At 32.7% G+C, this 16814-nt stretch carries 14 protein-coding genes and 1 tRNA gene; 8 read left to right on the forward strand and 7 right to left on the reverse strand.

The annotated features are described in order from the left end of the window. Positions 1 to 74 precede the first annotated feature (74 nt). Positions 75 to 2915 (reverse strand): DNA polymerase I, encoded by a 2841-nt coding sequence (gene polA, locus OLM54_RS19460; RefSeq protein ID WP_264536200.1) that lies wholly within the window; start codon positions 2913 to 2915, stop codon positions 75 to 77. A gap of 336 nt (positions 2916 to 3251) precedes the next feature. Here polA and OLM54_RS19465 point away from each other — a divergent pair, with 336 nt between their 5' ends. The 6 genes from OLM54_RS19465 to OLM54_RS19490 all read left to right on the forward strand — a co-directional run bounded on the left by OLM54_RS19465 (position 3252) and on the right by OLM54_RS19490 (position 7773). Further along, complete coding sequence (locus OLM54_RS19465) at positions 3252 to 3461, forward strand: hypothetical protein (RefSeq protein ID WP_264536201.1); 210 nt, start codon at positions 3252 to 3254, stop codon at positions 3459 to 3461. Between the two features lie 175 nt (positions 3462 to 3636). Then, a complete protein-coding gene (locus OLM54_RS19470; protein ID WP_264536202.1) occupies positions 3637 to 4311 on the forward strand; it encodes a response regulator transcription factor in 675 nt (224 codons plus the stop codon). A 12-nt stretch (positions 4312 to 4323) separates the two neighbouring features. Continuing rightward, positions 4324 to 5661 carry a sensor histidine kinase gene (locus OLM54_RS19475; protein WP_264536203.1) on the forward strand — a complete coding sequence of 446 codons (1338 nt, stop codon included), beginning with the start codon at positions 4324 to 4326 and terminating at the stop codon, positions 5659 to 5661. 105 nt (positions 5662 to 5766) lie between these two features. Then, entirely contained in the window at positions 5767 to 5970 is a 204-nt protein-coding gene (locus OLM54_RS19480) for a hypothetical protein (RefSeq protein WP_264536204.1), read from the forward strand. A gap of 193 nt (positions 5971 to 6163) precedes the next feature. Beyond that, positions 6164 to 7399, forward strand: coding sequence for a metallophosphoesterase (locus tag OLM54_RS19485; protein WP_264536205.1), 1236 nt, complete (start codon positions 6164 to 6166; stop codon positions 7397 to 7399). Positions 7400 to 7470: 71 nt separating this feature from the next. Then, the gene (locus OLM54_RS19490; protein WP_059117840.1) at positions 7471 to 7773 is read left to right on the forward strand and encodes a thioredoxin family protein; all 303 of its coding nucleotides are present in this window, start codon (positions 7471 to 7473) and stop codon (positions 7771 to 7773) included. Positions 7774 to 7792: 19 nt separating this feature from the next. Here OLM54_RS19490 and OLM54_RS19495 read toward each other — a convergent pair whose 3' ends face one another. Both OLM54_RS19495 and OLM54_RS19500 read right to left on the reverse strand, forming a co-directional pair. Continuing rightward, positions 7793 to 8431, reverse strand: a complete 639-nt coding sequence (locus OLM54_RS19495) for a polysaccharide deacetylase family protein (RefSeq protein ID WP_264536206.1) — start codon at positions 8429 to 8431, stop codon at positions 7793 to 7795. A 95-nt stretch (positions 8432 to 8526) separates the two neighbouring features. Beyond that, entirely contained in the window at positions 8527 to 11808 is a 3282-nt protein-coding gene (locus tag OLM54_RS19500) for a DUF2723 domain-containing protein (RefSeq protein ID WP_264536207.1), read from the reverse strand. Between the two features lie 244 nt (positions 11809 to 12052). On the opposite strand from OLM54_RS19500, the gene OLM54_RS19505 reads away from it, so the two are divergent. Then, a tRNA-Gln gene (locus OLM54_RS19505) sits at positions 12053 to 12123 on the forward strand. 159 nt (positions 12124 to 12282) lie between these two features. Here OLM54_RS19505 and OLM54_RS19510 read toward each other — a convergent pair. The 4 genes from OLM54_RS19510 to OLM54_RS19525 form a co-directional block, all read right to left on the reverse strand. Continuing rightward, positions 12283 to 13083 carry a helix-turn-helix domain-containing protein gene (locus tag OLM54_RS19510; RefSeq protein ID WP_264536208.1) on the reverse strand — a complete coding sequence of 267 codons (801 nt, stop codon included), beginning with the start codon at positions 13081 to 13083 and terminating at the stop codon, positions 12283 to 12285. Positions 13084 to 13147: 64 nt separating this feature from the next. Next, complete coding sequence (locus OLM54_RS19515) at positions 13148 to 14563, reverse strand: aldehyde dehydrogenase family protein (protein WP_264536209.1); 1416 nt, start codon at positions 14561 to 14563, stop codon at positions 13148 to 13150. A 155-nt stretch (positions 14564 to 14718) separates the two neighbouring features. Next, the gene (locus OLM54_RS19520; protein ID WP_264536210.1) at positions 14719 to 14949 is read right to left on the reverse strand and encodes a hypothetical protein; all 231 of its coding nucleotides are present in this window, start codon (positions 14947 to 14949) and stop codon (positions 14719 to 14721) included. A gap of 395 nt (positions 14950 to 15344) precedes the next feature. Continuing rightward, positions 15345 to 16169: a universal stress protein gene (locus OLM54_RS19525; RefSeq protein ID WP_264536211.1), complete on the reverse strand. Its 825-nt coding sequence runs from the start codon at positions 16167 to 16169 to the stop codon at positions 15345 to 15347. A 174-nt stretch (positions 16170 to 16343) separates the two neighbouring features. Here OLM54_RS19525 and rimP point away from each other — a divergent pair, with 174 nt between their 5' ends. Next, positions 16344 to 16808 (forward strand): ribosome assembly cofactor RimP, encoded by a 465-nt coding sequence (gene rimP / locus OLM54_RS19530; protein WP_264536212.1) that lies wholly within the window; start codon positions 16344 to 16346, stop codon positions 16806 to 16808. Positions 16809 to 16814 lie beyond the last annotated feature (6 nt).

Here is a 16814-nt window from a genome sequence, read left to right on the forward strand (position 1 = left end):
CAGTCTTTTTTTTGTGTTTGTCTCATTGCGACATTTGTGTCATTGCGGTGTTTTATTAAGAAATCTAAAATAAATTAATGCGCTGCCAGCCAATCTGCGCCCAAACCTAATTCAACATCTAAAGGAACACTCATCATAAATGCATTTTCCATTTCGTGTTTAATCATGGGCTGAATTTTTTCGAGTTCATCGTTGTGAACATCGAACACAAGCTCATCATGAACCTGTAGCAGCATTTTAGATTTCCAGTTTCCTTCTTTTAATTTTTTATGAATGTTGATCATCGCGATTTTAATAACATCGGCAGCACTTCCCTGAATTGGTGCATTTACAGCATTTCTTTCGGCAGCACTTCTAACAACGGCATTTGCTGAATTGATGTCTTTTAAATATCGGCGACGGCCTAAAATAGTTTGTACGTATCCTTTTTCGCGCGCAAACTCTATTTGTTCATTAATATAAGATCTTAATCTTGGATATGTTTTGTAATATGCTTCGATCAAAGCAGCACTTTCGCTTCTTGATAATGAAGTTTGATTGCTTAATCCGAAAGCAGAAACACCATATATAATCCCGAAGTTTACTGTTTTAGCATTACTTCTCTGTTCGCGTGAAACTTCTTCCAAAGGAACATTGAAAACTTTTGAAGCTGTTGCTTTGTGAATATCTTCTCCGTCCTGAAATGCCTTAATCATATTTTCTTCACCACTTAAAGCAGCGATAATTCTTAATTCTATTTGCGAGTAATCGGCAGAGATTAAAGTATGGTTTTCATCGCGGGCCACAAAAGCTTTACGAATCTGACGACCTCTTTCAGTACGAATGGGAATATTCTGCAAGTTTGGGTTGTTAGAACTCAAACGACCTGTTGCGGCAACAGTTTGCATATAATCGGTATGAACACGCAATGTTTTTTTGTCTACTTGTTCCGGCAAAGCCAAAATATAAGTGCTTTGTAATTTTACCATTTGTCGCCAATCCAGAATTTCTTTTACGATTGGGTTATCATTTGCCAAATACGTTAAAACTTCTTCGCCGGTTGCATATTGACCCGTTTTGGTTTTCTTTTGTTTTGCACCACCAATTTTTAGTTTGTCAAATAAAATATCTCCTAATTGTTTTGGAGAAGCTAAATTGAATTTCTCTCCCGCGGTTTCGTATATTTTTTGTTCCAAAGATTTAATCTCGATGTCCATTTCTTTAGACATTATGCTTAAAAACTCTACATCTAAACGAATTCCTTCGGTTTCCATATCAGCCAAAACGCTTACTAACGGAATTTCGATTTCATCAAATAACTTTTTAGTTTCTGTTTTATCCAGTTCTGCAGTAAAAACTTCCTTTAGTTGGAGCGTAATATCAGCATCTTCGGCAGCATATTCTTTGATGTCTTCTAATTCAACATCGCGCATCGAAATTTGGTTTTTACCTTTTTTACCAATTAAGATTTCAATTGATTTTGGAGAATATTTTAAATACGTTTCAGCTAAAATATCCATATTATGACGCATATCCGGATTGATCAAATAATGCGCAATCATGGTATCAAAAAGTTTTCCTTTTACGGTAACACCATAATTAGAAAGAATTTTTAAATCGTATTTTAAATTCTGTCCAATTTTTTCGATGTTTTCATTTTCAAAAAACGGTCTGAACTTATCGATTAAAACCTGAGCTTCTTCCTGACTTTCTGGAAACGGAACATAATATCCTTTTCCTTTTTCGTATGAAAAAGAAACACCAACCAATTCGGCATGTAAAGCATCTAAACCAGTCGTTTCAGTATCAAAACAAACCGAAGTCTGTTTTTGTAAATTTTGCAAAAGCAGTTTAATACCTAAATCACCTTCAATTGCCTGATAGGAGTGCGTTGTGTTTTCTAATGTATTGTAAAACGATGTTCTTTCTTCTGAATGTTCATCTATGGTTGCACCTCCGCCAAAAAGATCAAATTGATCTTCGTTTTTAGGCTGTGGTTTTTTGTATAATTTGGCTTCGTCGCCTTTATTTGCCAGTTCATTTCCGCCGCCAATTTTAAATAAATTATCAAATTGTTCTGCCATTCTTCTAAATTCCAATTCCTGAAAAATAGCATCGGTTTTTTCAATATCCGGACGTGAAAGTTCATAGTCATTTTCATTAAAAACAACATCACAATCACATATAATAGTAGCCAGTTTTTTAGATAAAATTCCTTTGTCTTTATTGGCCTCAATGTTTTCTTTCATTTTGCCTTTCAGCAAATGCGTATTTTCTAAAAGATTTTCCATTGTGCCAAATTCTTTCAGAAATTTTTTGGCGGTAACTTCACCAACGCCAGGCAATCCCGGAATATTATCGACAGCATCACCCATCATTCCAAGAAAATCAATTACCTGATCCGGTCTTTCGATTTCAAATTTTGCCAAAACTTCGGGAACTCCCCAAATTTCTATACCATTTCCCATTCGGGCTGGCTTGTACATAAATATATTTTCAGACACTAATTGTGCAAAATCTTTATCAGGCGTAACCATAAAAACTTTGTAGTTTTCTTTTTCGGCTTGTTTGGCAATTGTTCCAATTAAATCATCGGCTTCACATCCTGCCATTTCGATAATAGGAATGTGCATGGCTCTTAATAAATCCTGAATATACGGAATCGCAATTTTAATCGCCTCCGGCGTTGCATCACGATTGGCTTTATAATCAGAATACATTTCTGTTCTTACCTGGCTTCCTTCTTTATCAAAAGCTACGGCCAAATGATCCGGTTTTTCACGTTTTATAACATCTAAAAGCGAATTCATGAACCCCATGATCGCTGATGTATCCATTCCTTTTGAGTTAATTCGCGGATTTTTTATAAAAGCATAATAGCCACGAAAAATTAATGCATAAGCATCGAGAAGAAAAAGACGTTTTTGAGTTGACATAGAAAAAATATTAGTCTGTAAAAATAAACAATTGGGTTTAAAAATGATTGGGTTCTGAAAAAATTAATGTGTTTTCACCATATAAGTGATATAAGTTCATTTTAGCAGAGGCGCACAGCAGTGCGTCTAAGATTTAGATTGATAAAAAGCAGCGCATTTGAAATTATGTTAATAAAATTAAATGAACTTATATCACTATATATGGTAGGAAAAACGCAAACCGTTAATGTCAAGTTAAATTATTCAGGATAGGTATTTTCTTCATTTTGTCTTCATTTTGTGAGGGTAAATTTGATCTGTAAAATAAAAAGTAATAATTTTTAAATAGTAGAAATCATGAGAAATTTATTGATGTTATTAGTAGCAGTTTTAGGAACAAGTGCAATGGTTAGTGCGTTTCCTGCAAAAGGAAAAGAAGCTCCTGTAAAAGAAGTTAAAGCAACAAAACACCCAAAAAACAAAGCTGACAAAAAAGCAAAATCTGATAAAAAAACAGCTTCTAAATCTGAAGCGTCTAAATCAGAACCTGCAAAAGCAACCAAATAATATTGTTTTTGTTTTGCTATCGAAGAATTGTAAGGGCAGCAAAACAGAAAGGGTAATTATGGAGAAAGCTGATAGAGAAATTTATCAGCTTTTTTTTGATTCGTTAATTTTTTAATAATTGGCAACCGGACTTTTTAGAATTGCTTAATTTTAGTTGCGCTTAGAACTTGTGCTTATGAATATTTTAATTGTTGAAGATAATAAGGAACTTGCTGTCGAGGTTTACGACTTTTTGTGCAATGCAGGTTATATATGCAAAATCGCGAATACTTGCAGCGATGCATTAGAAGAAATAAACAGCAACGATTATGATGCCATGCTGCTCGATCTTGGTTTGCCGGACGGAGATGGTTTTGAGGTTTTGAAAACCATTAGAAAAACCAAATCAAAAATTGCAGTGATTGTTATCACGGCTCGTGGAGAACTTGACGACAGAATAAACGGGTTGCATCTTGGTGCCGATGATTATTTGACCAAACCTTTTGCTTTGACGGAACTTAGCGCCAGATTATTTGCGGTAATTCGAAGAATGCATGGTTTTACTTTGAATGATTTACTGATACATGGTTTTTCATTGCAATTGCAGGATTATAAAGTCAGTTACAATGAAATCCCTATTAATCTGACGAAAAAAGAATTTGATATTTTTCAATATTTGGTATTGAATAAAAATCGGGTAATTACAAGATTGCAGCTTACAGAACATATTTGGGGTGATATTCTGGAGGTTAATTCAGATTCTAATTTTATTGATGTTCATGTTCGAAATCTTCGAAAAAAACTCGATAAACACACGGCAATTGAGTGGTTCGAAACCGTAAGAAATGTAGGGTATCGCATAAACGAATAAATACACCAGATTGTGAAAATAAAACACCAATTGGCCATTTTTAATGCACTAACGCGTTTGTTGGTGATTTTAGTTTTATGGTTAATGTTACCAATTTTGGTACAAAGTGTGGTTTATAAACATATTAATAATGGATTGCTCGAAAAAAAGAAAAAATTCATAGATCATTTAAATCAAAAAGAAATTAATGACTTTATCGAAAATGCTGATGATTCAACCGAAACATATTCTCAGTTTTCGACTTTGCACAGCGAATTTTTGGTTTTGTCAAGAATGCCTATTAAAGCGCATGAAAAAAAAACAAGTTTTAGTAATGATTATCGAATTATTGAAGGTGAAGAAAATGAATACAGAATTCTACAGCATCATTTTACCTACGAAAATGAAGATTATCAACTGGAAATTGGCAGCAGTCTTAGCGAAGTAAAAGATCTTACTTTTATTATCAGGCTGTTTATTATTATTGTTCTGGTTATTATTCTTTTGGCTACTTTTTTGGCAGATACCGTTTATATTGAATATTTGCTTAAACCTTTCTATAAAATTATCGACACTAAAATTAGGCGTGTAAACGAGCCTGAAGTTTTTGATTATACACCGATAAAAGCAAAATCGAGAGATTTTAGAGAGCTGGATTTAGTTTTAAATCAAATGATGGATCGTATTGGAACGGTTTTTAAAAAAGAAAAACAATTTATATCCAATGTTTCGCACGAACTTTTAACGCCAATTGCTTTATTAAAAAACAAACTCGAGAATTTACTTCAAAATGATTCTTTAAATGATAATGCGATTGATAAAATTGCCAGCTCGCTTAAAACGCTGGACATGCTGAAGAAAATCATTAACAACTTATTATTGATTTCCAGAATAGAAAACAATCAATATGAAGCTATTGAAAGTATCGACTTTAATGAAATCGTAAACAGTTTATACGAAGATTTACAGGATCGAATAGAAGATAAAGGGCTAAAGTTTGAAAATAAAATACGTTACGATTTTCATTTTACAGGAAATAAAACGTTAATCCATATTTTGCTCTATAATCTGGTTATCAATGCTATAAAATACAACCGTGAAAACGGAAGTGTAAAGGTTAGTGACGGATTTATAAACCAGAATTATTTTTTATCAATTTCTGATTCAGGAATTGGGATGGATGAAACCCAAATACAAAAAATCTTCAATCGTTTTACAAGAATCAGCTCTGATCAGGACGGACAAGGCCTGGGTCTTGCTATTGCAGAAAGTATTGCTGTTTTTCACCATATCGAAATTAAAGTTACTTCGACTTTAAATGCCGGAACTACATTTATGTTATTATTTTCAAGTGTTGTAAAAGCCAATTAATTGTTAATTCTTTTAATAGGATAATTTCTTCATTTCTTCTTCATTTAGCGATTATATCTTTGGCTTATAAATAATGAAATAATAATAATCATAAAACTTAAAATCATGAAAAAAGTATTAATGCTTGCTATAGCAGTTCTAGGAACTACAGCAATGGTAAACGCTCAAACAACTCCAGCTCAAACAACTCCTACAAAAGAGGTTAAAGCTTCAAAACACGCAAAAAAGAAAGCTGAAAAAGCAGAGAAAAAAGCGGAAGCAGCAAAAACAGAAGCTGCGAAGCCAGAAGCTGCAAAAGCTAAAAAATAAAGATTGATTTTCATTTTGGGTTCATAAATTGTTGGTTTGGTTTATGAAATTAGTTAACAATGATAATTTTTAGTCTGAGAAAAGCTGATAGAGAAATCTATCAGCTTTTTGTTTTGCTTTTTGAGTTAAATTTTTGATAATAAAAAGCAATAAAATTTTCATTCTTTGTTACTTTGCTTAAAACTACACCTACATGATAATTCGTTTTATAATTCTTTGTGCCCTTTTTTTATTTATTGAATTTTATTCTTATCAAGCCTTTCGTACCTTAATTAAATTAAGATGGGTTTTGGTTAGTTATCAGGTTATAAGCTTACTGCTTTTAATTTTTATCATCTATTCATTTACACAATTTGATCGTTCTGTTGGGCAAACCAAACAAACCATGTTTACAATGGGTTTAATGCTGTTGGTTTATGTACCAAAAATTGTTCTGACGCTTGTTATGTTTGGAGAAGATATTTTTAGAATTGGAGCAAGTCTTTTAAATTATTTCATGTACAATGCTCCAAGAAAAGAAATGATGCCGGATAGACGAAAGTTTATTAGTCAGATCGCTTTAGGTTTGGCAGCTGTTCCGTTTTTATCTTTAATTTACGGAATTTTCGAAGGTAAATACAATTTTAAGGTAATTAAGCAAACGGTCTTTTTTCCTGATTTACCAGACGCTTTTGATGGTTTTAAAATCACTCAGATTTCAGATGTTCACAGCGGAAGTTTCGATAATCCTGAAAAAATAAATTATGCTGTTGATTTGATTAATGGGCAGGAATCCGATATGATTTTGTTTACGGGTGATATTGTAAATACACATGCAGTAGAAATGAATCCATGGCTAAGTACTTTTAATAGAATAAAAGATTTTAAATATGGTAAGTTTTCGGTTTTAGGAAATCACGATTACGGCGAATATGTAACCTGGCCTTCTGAAAAAGAAAAAAACGATAATTTTCAGGCAATAAAAAGCCTGTATGGTCAAATAGGATTTAAGCTTTTATTAAACGAACATATATATATTCAAAAAGGCGATGATAAAATTGCGCTTATTGGTGTTGAAAACTGGGGCGTGAATTTTAAAAAAGCGGGAGATTTAAACAAAGCTTCGCAAAATGTTCATCAGGACGATTTTAAAGTTCTAATGAGCCACGATCCAAGTCATTGGGAAGCTGAAATTAAAGAACATCCTAAAAACTTTCATCTTACTTTATCAGGACACACACACGGTATGCAATTTGGTATCGAAATTCCGGGATATTTTAAATGGAGTCTGGCACAATACATTTATAAACAATGGGCTGGCCTTTATGAAAATGTAGGAAGATATATTTATGTTAATCGTGGTTTTGGATTTCATGCCTATCCGGGACGCGTTGGTATCATGCCGGAAATAACGGTTATTGAACTAAAAAAAGGCAACAATGTGGCTTAATTCGTTAAAAATGCTACATTTGTATTAATTATCTCTTTTTAAAAGATTAAAAGAATTAAATTTTTGGTTTTATGTCAAAATTTGGAGAACTTATAAACGCTCAAGTTCCGGTGTTAATCGATTTCTACACGGATTGGAACGAATCATCTGTATCAATGCATCCTGTTATTAAAGATGTTGCTGCTGCACTTGGCGATAAAGCCAAAGTGATTAAAATTGATGTAGATAAAAATCAGGAACTGGCTGAAGCATTGCGTATTAAAGGACTTCCTACTTTAATGATTTATAAAGAAGGACAAATGATCTGGAGACAATCCGGAGAACTTGATGCGAATACTATTATTGGAATTGTTCAGGAACAATTTAGCGTATAAAGAATACTTTTCAGGGATATTAGTGAATAATATCAAAAGCAAATCCATTTTCTTTTAAAAAATGAAGTGTTTTAGGTAACGCAAATTTTAAATTTTGTGAAGCTTTTATACTATCATGAAAAACAATTACACTTCCTGATTTTACATTTTTAGTAACATTTTCAAGACATTTTTCTGGTGTAATACTTTGATCAAAGTCAGCGCTTAAAACATCCCACATTATTATTTTGTAGCCAAGATTTCGCAAAATCTTAGATTGCTCTTTTTTAATTTTCCCGTAAGGAGGACGAAATAATAAGGTTTCAGTCTTTTTTTCTTCTTCTAAAATAGCAGCACAGTTTTTTACATTCTCGATATAGTCATTTGTATGGCTTTTCCAGCCGTTAACATGATTCATCGTGTGGTTTCCTATTGAATGTCCTTCGGTGATTAATTTTTCAAATAAAGATAAATTGGCTTTTATATTTTTTCCAATGCAGAAAAAAGTGGCTTTTGCGTCAAATTTTTTCAATTCAGATAAAACCCAATCTGTAACTTCCGGTGTAGGGCCATCATCAAATGTTAGGTATATTTTCTTTTCATTGTTCGGAATATCCCAACAGTATTTAGAAAATACCCTTTTTATGAATGAATTTGTCTTTACCCAATAAAAGCTCATTTTGAAATGATTTTAGATATATGTAAAAATAAAAAATGTAGCGCTATTTTTCAATAATGCTACATTTTTTTAATTAAATTGTTTTTCGTATCTTATTATTCTTTTTCTCTGCCAAAGCGTTCGAAGATATTTACATAGGTGTTAAAAGTCGCTTTATGCTTTTCATAGAAAGCTAAATCTTTATTTTCCTGCATAACCTGCAGTAAACTTCTGTAACGTTCGATATCTGTAATAATATCCATTGCTAAATCGGTTTGGTCTCCGGGAGTTAGAGTTTTATAATAATCTAAGTTTTCTCTATATTTCTGAACTAACTTATTAAGTAAATCCTGTGCTTTTGCTTTTTCTCCAACTTGATAATATCCTCCTGTAAATGGTTCTACTAAAGAGTAATAGCCAAATTTGTCTAAAGGCATTTTTGTTACAGCTAAGTTGATAATGTTTTTAGCTTTGTCAATTTTTCCTTCTTCAATAAGCTGATACATTAAGCGAGACAAGTTTGTACGGTAGGTAATACTGTTTCTTCTTGTTTCTGGATCGTGATAAATTTTATTGCTGTCACTGTTACCCCAATCCCATTTCATGACAATATCGTACATTTTATCGGCATCAATTTGTCCCATATCCATTGGTCCGCCATCTTTTGACGGAACATTTTTAACAGGAACTAATTTGTACACCATTCCGTCTAATTGCAAATAATCTTTTAGCCATAAATAATCTTCATCATCAAAAGCACCGCCACTAAAATAGATAGGACGTTTCCAGTTATTGTTAGCCAAAATATCAAGCATCATTAAGCGGTTTTTGTAAATCGCGCTTCCTTTAATATCAATATCCATGTATGGAACAATAGAATCGTTGTATTTAGAGTTGACAACTTTGTTTTTAATAATTAAAGCTTTGTCAACATTCACTCTGATTTTATTTGTTGGATAAAAATGAATCGTTTGTCCGTTTTGTAAACCTACAGTCGATTTTGGATTTTTAATAAAACTAATAAAGTCATTAATATTCCAGCGTGTTTCTATTTTTGGAATATGTGCTACATAATCCAATTTATCACCCACATATTCTTCATGTTTAAATGAAATTGGTAATGGCTCAGATTCGTATGATTTGGCTTTCATTTGGTCAATGTACCAATCTGTCATAAACAAACTCGTGTTTACGATTTTTACATCGGTTCTAAAATGTTCAATTTCCTGAGCATACCATAACGGGAAAGTGTCATTATCTCCAATCGTGAATAAAATAGCATCTTTATCGCAAGAATCAAGGTAAGCTTTTGCCATTGCAACTGCTGTACGTTTGTTAGATCTGTCGTGATCATCCCAGTTTTGAGACGCCATTAAAATAGGAGCGGCTAGTAAACTTCCGGCAATAATAATAGGTCCGGCAATTCTTGGCGCGACATATTTTTGAATGCTTTCATATAAGGAGTAGACTCCAAAACCTATCCAGATGGCAAATACATAAAATGATCCTACAAGTGCATAATCTCTTTCACGAGGCTCAAAAGGTCTTTCATTCAGGTATATTTTCAAAGCAATACCTGTAAATAAAAATAATGCTAAAAGCACATAAAAACTTTTAAGATCTTTATTTGCGTGATACATTAAACCAATAAGACCAAGAATAAACGGCAAGAAGAAATAAACGTTTCTTCCTTTGTTATTTAAAACATCCGAAGGTAAATTATCCTGAGATCCAAGGTGTAATGAGTCAAGAGGTTTGATTCCGCTAATCCAGTTACCATCTAAATTGTCGTATTTTCCCTGAACATCACTTTGGCGTCCAACAAAATTCCACATTAAATATCTCCAGTACATATAGCCAAATTGATATTCAACCATAAAACTGAAATTATCAACCGTTGTTGGTTTTTCGATAATTAAATAATCACCGTAGCTTTTTAAGAATTTAACGTAACCTTCGTTGTCAATTTGTTTTTGAGCATAAGCTCTTCTAAATTCAGAAACTGTTTTCTCAACTTCATTACGCAATTGAGCAGTCGCTTTATCGTATTCTTCTTCGCTTAATTGGCTGGCGTCAATTCCGTATTTTCCTAAATCATCTTCATAAGGATAATTAGGATTTATTTTGAATTGCGGAGGATGTGTAAAATTGATATAGTTTTGAATGTGTCCTGTTTCGGTACTCCACATTCTTGGCAGAATCGTTTTTTGATTGTCATCCGTATTCTGATCGGCATTTTTATAATTGTTGGTAATGATATATTTACCTGTTTTATAATCTCTTTCGTAGTTTGGTTTTTTGTCTAAATAAGGTGTTTTTGCATCTAAACCGGCAAAAACTTCTGTGTATTGTGGTCCGTAAAACAATGGATTTACACCATATTGTTCACGGTTATAATACGCTAAAACCTCGGTAGCATCGGATGGTTTATTTTCATTAATTACCGTATTGGCATTTGCGCGAACCGGCAGCATCATCCAGGTAGAAAAACCAATAAGGATGAAAAGAATACAAAGAATAATAGTGTTATAGAAAACAAGTCCTTTTTGTTTGGTGAATTTTAATCCAAAATAAAAGAATGCAATAAAAACCAGTGCAACAAAAATAGTTCCTGAGTTAAAAGGCAATCCCATATCATTTACCATGAATATTTCGGTTTTACCAAAGAAAGCCATCGTTAACGGAAGAAGCAGTTTGAATATAAATAACAAAATTGCAATTACAACAACATTGGCAATAATGAAATTTTTGATTGTAACTTTTTCGTAATGTTTAAAGTAGTAAAGAAAACCAATTGCCGGAATGGTCAATAAAGCCATAAAGTGAACTCCAAATGAAAGACCAATAACAAGAGAAATGATTAATAACCATTTGTTTCCTTTAGGTTCGTCCATATCTTGTTCCCAACGTAATCCAAGCCAAAGAAGCAATGCAATTAATAACGATGCCATGGCATAAACCTCTGCTTCAACAGCATTAAACCAAAAACTGTCTGAGAAAGTAAAAGCAAGAGCTCCAACAAAAGAACTTCCTAAAATTACAATTGCATTATCTTTATTAATTTCGGCAAAACGGGCTACGATTTTTTTCAAAATCATTGATGAAGACCAAAACATAAACAAAATTGTAAATGCACTAGAAAATACAGACATCATATTTACCATTACCGCAACATGTTCTTTATCTATGGCAAACATGGCAAAAAACGCACCCATCATTTGAAACAAAGGCGCTCCCGGAGGGTGACCCACTTCTAGTTTAGCGGCTGTGGCAATATATTCGCCACAATCCCAAAAGCTCATGGTAGGTTCAACAGTTAGTGTATAAGTAATTAAAGCGATTGCAAATGCAAACCAACCAATAATTGTATTCCATTTATTGAAATTGAATTGTGCCATATTTAGGTGTTATAATTTGTACGTTTTCTATCCTACAAAGAAAATGTTTTTTTGTGTAAAGAAACGAGCATTAACAAAAAATTCTATAAAACTATTTGGTAAAAGTAACGCATTGTTTGTGAAATACTTGCGAGAATATTAGCTGTTTTGAAGAAAAAAAAATCAAAAAAAATGAAAAATTTTTATCAAAAAGTTTGCGCAAACTAAAAAAAGCTTTAAATTTGCACTCGCTTAACCGCACTGCTGGTCTATGGTGTAATGGTAACACAACTGTTTTTGGTGCAGTCTTTCTAGGTTCGAGTCCTAGTAGACCAACATAAAAAGCCTCTCAATCGAGAGGCTTTTTTTATGTAATAAAGTTAATGTTGGGAAAATACCAAATTTTTAAAATACCAAATTCCAAAACGATCAATTCCAAAACCTGTGTGGAAAGAAAAAAATTACTCTGCGGTAAAATTTGCGATTAAAACAAAACTATTTAGAAAGTAAAGAGGAGGGAACTACGCCAAATTTCTTTTTAAATGAAAATGAGAAATGCGACAAATCTTCAAAGCCAACTCCTATATAAACATTTGATGGCGCGTTTCCCTGATTGATTAAGTAATAAGCTTCTTGTAATCTTTTGTTTAATAACCATTTTCCGGGTGTTTGTTGAAATACTTTTTCAAAATCTCTTTTAAAAGTAGCAAGGCTTCTGCCTGTTAAATAAGCAAAACGATTTAAGTGAACATTAAAATGAAAATTCTTGTTCATAAAAGCTTCTAAATCGATCTTTCCGGGTTCAGTAAAATCAAAAAGAATATTTTTTAATTCGGGATTTACTTTAATCAAAAGATGTACGGCTTCTTTTATCTTTAATTTAAATAAAGCTTCATTATTATCCTGTTCTACGTCGAGATAAGAAATTAGCGATTCTATAAAAGATTTGTATAACGGATCAGGAGGTAATTGAATCATAGCTTCTGAATCTGCTTTTTTGTGTGTGGTAATATTGTATTCGCTGCTTATTTCGCGTAAAATTTCCTGATCTAAAAAAAGTGAGATCGATTTAAATTCACCTCCTTCGGGTGGAATTTTAGTGAATTTTGCTAAATGATTTCTTTTGCTTAAACGAAAATCTCCCGCTTTTAAATGATACGTGTTTTTGCTGTCTGAAGCGATCATTTCTCCCGAAATCTGATAACTAAAAACATGTTCAGGTATAAAATGTTCGCCTTCGCGGCTGCGGGCATAATAACAGGAATATAATATTTTTGGTTTTGTATTTGCTGTCATAATGTAAAGTTACTAAAAGATCTGAAAATCTTTTTAATGATTTTCAGATCTTGTATTTTGCGATTTATCTAATTAAGGCTTTTGGTTCAAGATACGCTTCAAGACCAAGTATGCCAAATTCTCTGCCTATTCCTGATTGTTTAAATCCGCCAAAAGGCGCCATCGGATCGTGTTTAATTCCGTTTATTTGCACACGTCCCGCATTAATTTGTGAAGCAACTTTATGGGCTCTTTCTTCGTTTGAAGAACTTACATAAGCTTGTAATCCGTATGTTGTGTCGTTTGCGATTTTAATTGCTTCTTCTTCTGTTTTGTATGTAATAACAGAAAGTACGGGACCAAATATTTCTTCCTGAGCAATACGCATATTGTTTTTTACATGTACAAAAACAGTTGGTTTTACAAAGTTACCATTTTCCAGGCCTTCGGGTTTTCCTAAACCGCCAATTAAGATTTCTGCACCTTCATCAATTCCGGTTTGAATATAATTTTGAACACGTTCGTATTGTTTTGCGCTAACCATTGGTCCAACCGAAGTGGTTTCTTTTTTAGGATCATCAACAATAATAGTGGCTGCGATATTTTTAATAAGAGATTTAACTTCGTCTAATTTGCTTTCAGGCACTAGCAATCTTGTTCCGGCAATACACGCTTGTCCGTTGTTCATATATGCAGCGGCCATTGCAAGCGGAATTGCTTCTGAAAAATTAGCATCGTCAAGAATAATATTTGGAGATTTTCCTCCAAGTTCCAGCGTAACACGTTTCATGGTGTTGATGGCTTCTTTTGCGATAATTTTTCCAACCACGGTAGAACCTGTAAATGAAATTTTTGCAATATCGGGATTACGGCTTATTTCGGCTCCAACAACTTCTCCCAGACCATTCACGATGTTAAAAACGCCTTTTGGCAACTTGGCTTCGTGCAGGCATTCTGTAATTAATTGCGTTTGCTGCGCACTCATTTCGCTTGGTTTTATTACAGTTGTGCATCCTGCGGCTATTGCGGTTGATAATTTACTGCAGATAAAACCATTGCTTGAATTCCACGGAATAATGATTCCAACAACGCCAATTGATGTCATTTGAACTTCAGATTCTCCCATGATTTTGCTAAACTTGTAGGTGTTTAATAATTCAATTACAGAGTTGAAACTCTTTAACATATACTCATAACTTATAGTTGCAAATTGAAGTGTTCCTCCGTATTCTTCAACCATTGTATTGATGAAATCTTCTTTTCTTTTTTCGATTGAAGCTTGCATGTTTTTCAAATATTGAATTCTTTCTTCAATTGTAGTTTTAGAAAAAGTTTCGAAAGCATTTTTAGCTGCTGCAATTGCATTTTGAGTATCTTTTTGGTTTCCTAAAAGCACTTTTCCAAGTATTTTGTTTGTAGTTGGGCTAATAAGGTCAAAATATTCTGTTCCTTGTGGCGTTACAAACTCTCCGTTAATGTAAATCTTGTCTATTGTTTTCATGATGTTTTTATTTATGATATTTATTTGACAAAGATCTGGATTAACAACATGGTTAACTTTGTTAGAAAGCTCAATTGCACTTTGTTAAAAAGCTCAATAAATAAAAAACCCCAACCTGTAAAGTTGGGGTTTGTGCAATAATTTAAATATCGGAATTATTCAGCATCTAAATAAGGATTTAAAATTTCTGCCAGTTCATTGAGCCAATAATAACCATTTTCTACATTTTTTTTCTCGAGTTCAAGAGTTTCGCATTCTCTCATTAAGCTTAGAGCCAAGAGATGATTTATTTGCCGTATTGATTTTGCTAAAGTTGCGGGATCAATAATCTTAAAAAAATCTGCTAGTTTAGCTTCGGTTTCATTTGAACAATTGTTTGTAATCATAATTTTAAGAGTTTAAAATTTGTTAATTTTATGCTCTGAAAGTTTTAGGACTGCGAAGATATCAAATAAAAGAATATTTTGTAAGTGTTTTATTATAAAATCGAATAATAGAATATTTGGTGTGTAATCGCAATAGCGAATATTTAGGAAAACATGAAGCCCGCGCATTTTAGGTGTCCTACGCTATTCAGAGCGTTGCAGTTGTTTCCAATACCGCCACCATTTGCACGGGCAAAAGTTTTTCGAAAATTCTAATTTGAAAATTATTAGGATTGCGAAGATACCAAATAAGCTATGGGATTAGTAGCGTTTTCGTTAATAAAAAATAGATTGTATAAATAAAAAAGCCTCTCAATTGAGAGGCTTTTGCGAAATAAATTGAAATGTAATTTTATTTATATTTTGAAAGTAATAACGGGACGAACAGCATGATTAACTAAACCTTCGCTAATACTTCCGTTAAAAAAGTGAGCAAAACCGGTTCTTCCGTGTGTGCACATTCCAATAATATCAGCATTTATACTGTTCGAAAAATTAATAATTCCTTTTTCTATATTGGTATCGTTATAAATATGGGTTGAATAATTTGTTAGATTAAACTCTGAAATAAATTCTTTCATGGCGTTTTCGATAACGTGAGTTGGTTTAAAACTATTTGGCGTGCAAATAGTAACCAAATGTATTTTTGAATCGAAAAATTGAATAAAGTTCAGCAGTTTTTCAAATGGTTTTTTTGTTTCGTGTGTAAAATCTGAGGCAAAAACAATATTTGAAGCATTAAAATTTGTTACGTCTTTTTTGATAACCAAAACCGGAATTTCAGAATTACGAACCACTTTTTCAGTATTAGAGCCAATCAGTAATTCTTCAATGCCAGAAGATCCATGCGATCCCATGATGATTAAATCGACATTGTAATCTTTGCTAACTTGTATGATGCCGTGAATTGGTTTATCCATTTTTACAATTTCAGTAACAGGAATTCCGTCCAGATAAGGTCTTGATGAGATTGCGTCAAGCATTTCGTTTGCTTTTTTCATAAAAAGCATGGTTTCAGGAATACTTGCTCCGCCTGTTATTGCATCGCTCATTTGATGTGGTAATTCAAGCATATGCAAAATAATGATTTCCGAATCATTGTTTTTTGCAATTTGTGAGGCAACTTTTAAGGCGTCTTCTGCGTGTTCTGAGAAGTCAGTAGGTACTAAAATTCGTTTCATAATTTTTGGGATTAAATAAGATAAATTCTTTTGTTTTAATACTCTTATAAAGATAAGAAATATTTTCTTCGCCATCTATTTATTTTGATTTATAAAAAAAACACTATATTTGCACCGTTATTTATTAAAATCTAAATAATGAGGGGACTAAGTGTCCCCTCTTTTTATAAAATTATGACATTTAAAGAAAAAGTAAACGAACTAATCACTGAGGCTCTTCTGGAAAAGCCGTCAATCTTTTTGATTGATTTATCTATTTCGGATTCTTTTAAAATTAGTGTGGGTTTAGACGGTGATAATGGGGTTGCGCTGCAGGATTGTATTGATATTAGCCGTGCAATCGAGAATAATCTGGATCGCGAAGAGCAAGATTTTTCTCTTGAAGTAGCATCGGTTGGAGTAGGATCACCTTTGAAATTAACAAGACAATACAAGAAAAATATAGGTAGAACATTGATTGTTACTACAAAAACTGAAAAAATTGAAGCAGAATTAGTAGAAGCTAACGATGTTTTTATAATTTTGTCTTGGAAAGCAAGAGAACCTAAAAAAGTAGGAAAAGGAAAAGAAACAGTTCAAAAAGAGCAACAAATACCTTATACAGAAATTAAAGAGGCAATTGTTACAGTAACATTTTAATTAAAG

Origin of the sequence: Flavobacterium sp. N1736 (genome assembly GCF_025947065.1) — a bacterium.
Lineage (GTDB): Bacteria > Bacteroidota > Bacteroidia > Flavobacteriales > Flavobacteriaceae > Flavobacterium.